The sequence below is a fragment of the Mycobacterium sp. TH-M106 genome (assembly GCF_057473765.1).
In genome coordinates this window covers 1-7465 of sequence record NZ_JBYCLE010000631.1, presented here as the reverse complement: position 1 = coordinate 7465, position 7465 = coordinate 1, and the positions used below count along the sequence as shown (strand labels likewise).

The following is a 7465-nucleotide window of genomic DNA, read 5'->3' as shown; positions in this document are numbered from 1 at the left end:
GCGACCGGTTGGGTCGCCCGCTGCCGCACGGCTATCACGGCCCTGACGTCGTCGAAGGCATCCCCGAGGATCTCGATCTGCCGCCGGCGCAGACGCTGGCCTACGCGCAGCGGTTGATCGATGACGGCTTGGCGTTCAACGCCCACGAGGTGTTCGAGGCGGCCTGGAAGAACTGCCCGGTGCGCGAGCGGATGCTGTGGCAGGGCCTGGCGCAGCTGGCGGTCGGCATCACCCACATCCAGCGCGGCAATCGCAAGGGCGCGGTGACCCTGCTGCAGGGCGCATCCGGCCGGCTCTCCCATGACCAGGGAGGGCCACCATACGCCATTGACATCCCCGGGCTGCTGGAGTTCGCCGCCGGGTTGGTCGACGACCTCACCGCCGGGGCGGAGATCACACCGGAGCGGTTGCACCCCCGGTTCGTCGTCTAAGGTGGCCCGGTGATCGCGCCGACCCAGCCGACCCGGTGGACGCTGGCCGATGGCCGCCAGCTGCTGTTCTTCGCCTTGCCCGGTCACCCCCCGGCGCCGGTGCCGGACCGGCGCCCACTGCCCCCGCGCGACCCGGCGCCGCCGGAGCTGCGGTTCGATGCGACCACTGGGCAGTGGGTGATCATCGCCGCGCAACGCCAGGACCGCACCTACCAGCCGCCGGCCCAGCAGTGCCCGCTGTGTCCGGGACCGAGCGGGCTGACCAGCGAGGTGCCGGCCGAAGACTACGACGTCGTCGTCTTCGAGAACCGCTTTCCCAGCCTGGCCGGCGCCGGGCCGGCGCCGCTCACCCCGCCCGGCGACGGCGGGTTCACGGGGTTGGTCTGCGCTGCCGGGCACGGCCGCTGCGAGGTGGTCTGCTTCTCGGCAGACCACGCCGGGTCGTTCGCCGGCCTGGACCTGCCGCACGCCCGGCTGGTCGTCGACGTGTGGCGGCACCGCACCGCCGAGTTGATGGCCACGCCCGGGATCGAGCAGGTGTTCTGCTTCGAGAACCGTGGTGAGGAGATCGGGGTGACGCTGAGCCATCCGCACGGCCAGATCTATGGCTACCCCTACTTGACGCCCCGCACGGCGACGATGCTGGATCAGGCTCGACGGCATCGAATCAGCCACGGCAGCAACCTCTTTGCCGGCCTGCTGGCTGCAGAGATTGCCGACGGTAGTCGGATAGTCGCGCGCACCGAACTGTTCACCGCGTTCGTGCCGTTCGCCGCGCGCTGGCCGGTGGAGGTGCACCTGTACCCGAACCGATTGGTGCGCAACCTGACCGAGCTGAATGATATGGAACTGGACGACTTCGCGTCGACCTACCGGGATCTGCTGCAACGATTCGACCGGATGTACGCCGCACCGCTGCCGTATATGGCCGCACTGCACCAGTTCGGCGACACCGAGGCGCAACAAGACGGCTATTTCCACGTCGAGCTGATGTCGATTCAGCGCACCGCCACCAAGCTGAAATACCTGGCGGCCTCCGAGTCGGCGATGGACGCGTTCATCGCCGATGTGACGCCCGAAGCAGTGGCGGCACGCCTGCGGGAACTCGCGCCCGATGATTGAGGGCGCCATCGGATACTGCGCACCCGGGCGGATCAACCTGATCGGCGAGCACACCGACTACAACGGCGGATTCGCGCTGCCGATCGCCTTGCCGCAGCGCACCACGGTCACCTTCACGCCGGCACACGTCGACGCCGTCACTGTGGAAAGCGACCACGCCGACGGCGTTGTCCGCATTCCGCTGGACACCGCGCCCGGCGACGTGACCGGCTGGGCGGCGTATGTGGCCGGGGTGATCTGGTCGCTGCGCCGCGCCGGTCGCCCGGTCCCCGGTGGAGCGATGACGATCAGCAGCGAGCTGGCGATCGGATCGGGCCTGGCGTCGTCCGCGGCGCTGGAGTGCGCGGTGCTCGGCGCCGTGGCGTCGGCTACCGGAGTCACCATCGACCGGACCGAGCAGGCCCGCATCGCGCAGCGCGCCGAAAACGACTATGTCGGTGTCCCGTCGGGCTTGCTCGATCAGTTGGCGTCGCTGTTCGGGGAGCCGGCGACCGCGCTGCTGATCGACTTCCGCGACGTCGTCGTTCATCCAGTGCCGTTCGATCCGGACGCCTCCGGCGTGGCACTGCTGCTGATCGACTCGACGGTCCGGCACCGCCACGCCGATAGCGAGTACACGGCACGCCGACAGTCGTGTGAACGAGCAGCCGCCGACCTGGGCGTGGGCTCGCTGCGCGAGGTGCAGCATCGCGGAACCGCAGATAACTGGGTGCTCGACGACGTTGCTGACCCGGTCGATGCCTGCCGCGTTCGTCATGTGTTGGCCGAGAACGACCGGGTGCTGGATTTCGTTGCCGCACTTGCCGAGTTGGATTTCACCGCCGCCGGCCGGCTGCTCACCGCGTCGCACCAGTCGATGCGCGACGACTTCGCCATCACCACCGACCACATCGACCTGATCGCCGACAGTGCGGTGTGCGCCGGCGCCCTGGGCGCGCGGATGACCGGCGGTGGTTTCGGCGGCTGCGTGATCGCCCTAGTGCCCGTCGACCTGACCCTGACAGTCGGGGACGCGGTGCGTTCGGCCGTCATCGGTGCGGGCTACGACGAGCCGGTGGTGAGCCGGGCGTACGCCGCCGCCGGGGCAGGTCCGTACCGCAGCTAAGGGCGGCGTCACCACTACATTCGTATCGTGGTCAGGCCCGGGATGTCGTCGTAGTCGGCATCCTGTGTGACCACCGGAATCTCATGGGCGATAGCTGTCGCCGCTATCCAGGAGTCGTTGAGCGGCATCCGTTTACCCGCGTCGCGCAGGGCAACGCGTAACCCGGCCCACGCGGATGCCACCGATCTGTCGATCGGGACCGGTTCGAAGGCATCCGCTCGGGTAAGGGTCTCCAGGCGGCGTGCACGCGTCGCGGTGTCGGTGGCAGTCAAAACGCCCAGGCGCAACTCCGCGATGGTGATGACAGACACGCAGATGCGTTCGGGGGGCGCGGTGGCCAAAGGTCGCTCGAGTTCGACGGCGATGAATAACGAGGTGTCAGCCAAGCCCAGTGTGACCATCAGCCGGGCGTGAGATCGTCGGTGGAGTCGGGCAACAGTTCGGCCAGCTCCGCTGCAAGCCCGGCGTCGGCCCGGCCTCCCGCGAGATGTCGAGTGAACTGCTCCCAGGACATGGACGCTTCCCTCTTAGGCAGCGGGATGAGCTCAGCGACAGGTCGACCGCTCACCGTGACCCGCAGCCGTTCGCCCCGCTCTACCCGGCGGAGCACGCCGCTCACATCGTTGCGCAGTTCGCGCGCAGCTACGTCAGTCATGGAGACAGTGTAGCAGAAATGCTACAGTTGCGGGCTGGTGGATGGCGTTTGCACGCTAGATCATCTCGTTCTTGGTCAGCCACCGCATCACCGGCCACCCGACGAACACCGGCAGCCAACAGGTCAGCACCCGGTACAGCAGCACCGACGGCACACCGAGCGCCGCGGGTACACCGAAGGCGGCCAGCCCGCCGATCAGCGCGGCTTCAACTGCGCCGATGCCGCCGGGGGTCGGCGCCGCCGAGGCCAGCGTGCCGCCGACCATCGTCACCACGGTGACGGTGACGAAGGAGGTGTGGCCGCCGAAGGCTTCGATGCTGGCCCACAGCGCCAGCGCCGCGCCCAGGGTTGTTCCGGCCGCGCCGAGCACGATCAATGCCAGCCGTTGGGGTTCGCCGGCCAACTCGACCAGATCTCCGGTCACCTCCTTGACGCGGGGCTGCAACTCCGTCGACAACCAGCGTCGCAGCCTGGGTACCAACAAAAAAGTGCCGACGATACCCAGCGCCACCCCCGCGACCAGGTAGAGCACCGTGGCGTCGGGAACGAGGTGCGACAAATCGGCCGAGACGCCCGCGGCGGCGGTGAAGATGACCAACAACACGACGTGCACGATCACCTGCACAGACTGCTGCAGCGCCACCGCGGTGGTGGCACGCAGCACGCTGAGCCCGCCCTTCTGCAGGAATCGGGTCGATAGCGCCAACCCGCCGATTCCAGCCGGAGTGGTGGTGGCGGCAAAGGTGTTGGCCACCTGCATGATTGACAGATTCTTAAAGCTCACAGCGCCGCTGGCACAGGCCCACAGGGCGGCGGCCGCACCGACGTAGGTCAGCGAGGAGACGGCCAGCCCCAGCAGCGCCCACCACCAGTTGGCACTCCACAACTGGGAGAAGAACGTCGGTACGGCGCTGATGAACGGGTAGGCGACGTAGACCAGCGCCACCAGCAGCACCAGCTGGACGAGCTGGCCGCGAGTGAACCGGGTGATCGTCTCGGTCTGGATCCGATCGGCGCCGGTCTGGTGCTTCACCTCGTCACGGGCACCGGCGATGACGGCGCTCGCGTCGGTGACCGAGTGCCGGATCCTGGCTGGCACAGCGGTTTTGGTGAGCCGGCGTGACGCGGCCAGCACAGGCCCGGCGCCGAACGCGGAGATCGCGGCGGTCACCGCGGGGCGCGCACCGTACAGCGCCGACGTCGTCACCAACAGTTGGGCGATGTCGGCCTGAAGCTGCGCTGCGGTGGCGCCGTATTCGGCGTTGCCGAAACCACCGAACAGCACGTCGCCGCCCGGGCCGTCGACGGTGATCCTGCTGGCGCGCAGGTCGCCGTGCGAGATCCGGTGATCGTGGATGCGACGTAGCGAATCCCAGACCCGGGCGACCGGGGTGCGCTCCGTGCAGTCGGTGATTCCGACTCCACGAGTGGGGGTGTGCGCGTACAGCGTCCAGCCCCGGTCGAGCGCCGCCACCGTGATGGTCGCGGTGTTGGCCACCTCGATCTGACCGATGGCTATCGCCATCAGCGCGCGGTGTTCGATGGCGCGGCGCATCGAGGCGTGCAGCGGTGCGGTCTCCGAGTCACGCAGCCGCAGCTTGTACCAGAGCTGGCGCAGCGCGCCGCCACTGCGCTGGTTGGGGCCGTACAACTCGATCGTTGCCGGGTTTTCGGCGGCCGCGGCCAGCACCAGTGGGCCGCGGCCGGCCGGGCGGATGACGCTCAGGCCGGAGACGACGTAGCCATGTTCGGCCAGCGCCCGCACCGCACCGTCCAGCGGGACCTCCAGCCCGGGCGTTCCGACCACCAGGATCACCAGCGCGCCGACGAACCAGCCCACCGCCAGGCCCAGCAGCGAGCGGGCCGGCACGATGGCGCTGACCGCCAGATGGATCGGCACGAACGCCAGCAGCAGCGCCCACCACCAGCGCCGCCACCGGGCGGGCAGCCAGGGGCCGGACACCGTCAGCATCGCCGCGAGCATCGCGATCCACCGCGGGTCGTCGAGGAACTGCGCCAGTGTGGTGGCCAGCCGCTCGGAGAGGTCCAAATGCCAGCGCGGTGCCGCCATCCCGGTGCTGCGGACCGACAGCGACAGCACGGCGGCCAGCCCGGCGACCGCGTAGGCGCCGAGCAGTTTCCACTGCCGGCCCGCGACCAGGCCGATCAGGATCGCGAACGGCAACGCCACGATGGCGATGCCGTAGCCCAGGTACACCAGGTTCGCCTGGGTGGGGGAGAGCACCCCGAGGATGTGCGAGACCGATCTCTCCAGCGCAACCCATTCGTAGCGGGTGATCAGCGAACTGGCGATCACCGCCGCCAGGAAGAGCGCCGCCAGTGCCAGACGCAGGATGTCGTTGGTGCGCCGGGTCAGCGGCTCCAGCAGCTTGCCGGTAACCGCGATGTCGCGCCCGTCAACTCGCATAGTCCCTTTCGGTCCGGTGCTGTCGGTCCGATGCTGCGCCGCGGGACGCCTGACGTCGGGACAGGCGTCGACGCGAGTGTCAGAGCGGGTAGGTTACCCCGGTCATCTTCTCCGACTCCGCCCAGAGCCGCTGCCAGAGTTGCTGATTCTTCGACAGCCGACTCGACGGGCAGGCAATCGGGCCGCGACCGGGCCGCAGGCCGCTTGGGCCCCAGTACACAGCCGGGTCGGGGTCAGGCATGGACGCCGCGAACAGTATCGCCTGCGCGGCGCGCCACGGCGGAAGACCGATGATGGGGATGGTGTATCTGGCGGCCATGCCCAGCAGTGACTTGTCGTTGTCGAACAGTCCGGTGGCCGAAATCCCGGGGTGCACCGCGTAGGACCGTTTGGGCGAGCCGGCCGCGACCAGCCGGCGCCGTAGCTCGCGGGCGAACATCAGGTTGGCCAGCTTCGACTGCGCGTAGGCCAGGTTTCGATGATAGAACCGGTGCTGGTAGTTGAGGTCGTCGATCCACAGCTTCGGCGTCTGCCGGTGCGCGACGCTCGCCACGGTCACAACCCGGTCGGCGATTTTGTCCAGCAGCAGGCCGGTCAGCGCGAAGTGACCGAGGTGGTTGATCCCGAACTGTGTTTCGAAGCCGTCGACCGTCCGGTCCAACGGGATGTTCATGATCCCGGCGTTGTTGATCAGCACATCGAATTCGGCTTGCTGCGCCGCGAACTCACGCACCGAAGCCAGGCTCGCCAGATCCAGTGCGGCGACCCGGACGTCGCCGTCGATGCGGTCGGCGACCTGTTGGGCCTTTGTGACGTTGCGGCAGGCCATCACCACGGTGGCACCCTTGCCGGCGAGCTCGCGGGTAACGATCTCCCCGAGCCCGCCGTTGGCGCCGGTCACCACGAAGGTGCGACCGTGCTGGTCGGGGATGTCGCGTGTTTGCCAGGCCATGCGGGTCACATTATCCGAGCTGGCCCGGTTTCTATACTCGTTCTATACTCCGCCGTTGCAGCCGCCAGGTGGGGCGGCTACCACGTTCGGCCCATAGTCGATGACACAGCGCAGACCGCGACCGCTGACGTTGTCCGGCGTCCAATTCACGATGACGTATTGACTGTCACGCCAGTAGGAACCGTCGGGATATTTGGTCCCGATACAGCGATGTGTGTAGGCGTCGTCCTGGCGCCCGCCGGGGCAGTAGTTTGCAGCCAAGTTCGGCACGTTCGGGTCGGGATCAGCCTGGACGGGTGTCGCAAGCACCGTGAGGGTCGCGGCGATACCGGCGCTACCGGTTGCGATAGCGCCCATGGCGACGACGATCTTCATAGCGGAGAGCCTACGGGGATCTCCTGGAGCGCGAAGCATGCCGCACCGAGGCGAGCGCGCGGAAGCCGAACCGACACGCCCGTTATCTTATTGTGACAATCGCAGCCGCCACCCGCTATGGTGTCCTGCGTGCCTGGACACGGATCAACCGGTGGGCGCCTGGCGCCGACACTGCTGGCGGTGACCCTGCTGGCATCGGCCACGATCGTCGGGGCGGGCGGCGCCGGAGCCGACGACCAGCTGTTGACCGCCGACGTCGCATCCGAGCAGGGGCTGCAGGTCAAGACCATTCTGGTGGCCCGCAGCATCACTGCGGCATTCCCGCAGATCGACAGCATGGTCGGGGTGCGCCCAGATTCGCGGCCCTGGCATCCCAACGGGCTGGCGATCGACGTCA

8 protein-coding genes and 1 pseudogene are annotated in these 7465 nt (G+C 68.3%); 4 read left to right on the top strand and 5 right to left on the bottom strand.

The features are described 5' to 3' along the window. From AC2VOP_RS21210 to AC2VOP_RS21200, 3 genes are all read left to right on the top strand, one after another. Positions 1-431 (top strand): DUF309 domain-containing protein (locus AC2VOP_RS21210; RefSeq protein ID WP_486962794.1); only part of this gene is annotated, 431 nt, incomplete at its 5' end. A 9-nt stretch (positions 432-440) separates the two neighbouring features. After that, the gene (gene galT, locus AC2VOP_RS21205; RefSeq protein ID WP_486962793.1) at positions 441-1553 is read left to right on the top strand and encodes a galactose-1-phosphate uridylyltransferase; all 1113 of its coding nucleotides are present in this window, start codon (positions 441-443) and stop codon (positions 1551-1553) included. Continuing rightward, positions 1546-2658, top strand: a complete 1113-nt coding sequence (locus AC2VOP_RS21200) for a galactokinase (RefSeq protein WP_486962792.1) — start codon at positions 1546-1548, stop codon at positions 2656-2658. The genes galT and AC2VOP_RS21200 overlap by 8 nt, the downstream gene beginning before the upstream one ends. Positions 2659-2672: 14 nt before the next feature. On the opposite strand, the gene AC2VOP_RS21195 is transcribed toward AC2VOP_RS21200, so the two are convergent. The 5 genes from AC2VOP_RS21195 to AC2VOP_RS21175 form a co-directional block, all read right to left on the bottom strand. Continuing rightward, positions 2673-3059, bottom strand: a complete 387-nt coding sequence (locus AC2VOP_RS21195) for a PIN domain-containing protein (protein ID WP_486962791.1) — start codon at positions 3057-3059, stop codon at positions 2673-2675. After that, positions 3059-3313, bottom strand: coding sequence for a type II toxin-antitoxin system Phd/YefM family antitoxin (locus AC2VOP_RS21190; protein ID WP_486962790.1), 255 nt, complete (start codon positions 3311-3313; stop codon positions 3059-3061). Before AC2VOP_RS21190 ends, AC2VOP_RS21195 begins: the two co-directional genes overlap by 1 nt. Before the next feature lie 55 nt (positions 3314-3368). Beyond that, positions 3369-5741: a lysylphosphatidylglycerol synthase domain-containing protein gene (locus AC2VOP_RS21185; protein ID WP_486962789.1), complete on the bottom strand. Its 2373-nt coding sequence runs from the start codon at positions 5739-5741 to the stop codon at positions 3369-3371. 79 nt (positions 5742-5820) lie between these two features. Continuing rightward, positions 5821-6693: an oxidoreductase gene (locus AC2VOP_RS21180; protein WP_486962788.1), complete on the bottom strand. Its 873-nt coding sequence runs from the start codon at positions 6691-6693 to the stop codon at positions 5821-5823. 42 nt (positions 6694-6735) lie between these two features. Further along, a complete protein-coding gene (locus AC2VOP_RS21175) occupies positions 6736-7068 on the bottom strand; it encodes a hypothetical protein (protein ID WP_486962787.1) in 333 nt (110 codons plus the stop codon). A gap of 249 nt (positions 7069-7317) precedes the next feature. On the opposite strand from AC2VOP_RS21175, the pseudogene AC2VOP_RS21170 reads away from it, so the two are divergent. Continuing rightward, positions 7318-7465 (top strand): annotated as a pseudogene (locus AC2VOP_RS21170) (VldE C-terminal domain-containing protein); the annotation flags it as partial.

Coding starts and splice junctions, on each gene's coding strand:
- AC2VOP_RS21200 (WP_486962792.1), top strand. CDS start 1,546: ATGATTGAGGGCGCCATCGGATACTGCGCACCCGGGCGGATCAACCTG.
- AC2VOP_RS21195 (WP_486962791.1), bottom strand. CDS start 3,059: ATGGTCACACTGGGCTTGGCTGACACCTCGTTATTCATCGCCGTCGAA.
- AC2VOP_RS21190 (WP_486962790.1), bottom strand. CDS start 3,313: ATGACTGACGTAGCTGCGCGCGAACTGCGCAACGATGTGAGCGGCGTG.
- AC2VOP_RS21185 (WP_486962789.1), bottom strand. CDS start 5,741: ATGCGAGTTGACGGGCGCGACATCGCGGTTACCGGCAAGCTGCTGGAG.
- AC2VOP_RS21180 (WP_486962788.1), bottom strand. CDS start 6,693: ATGGCCTGGCAAACACGCGACATCCCCGACCAGCACGGTCGCACCTTC.
- AC2VOP_RS21175 (WP_486962787.1), bottom strand. CDS start 7,068: ATGAAGATCGTCGTCGCCATGGGCGCTATCGCAACCGGTAGCGCCGGT.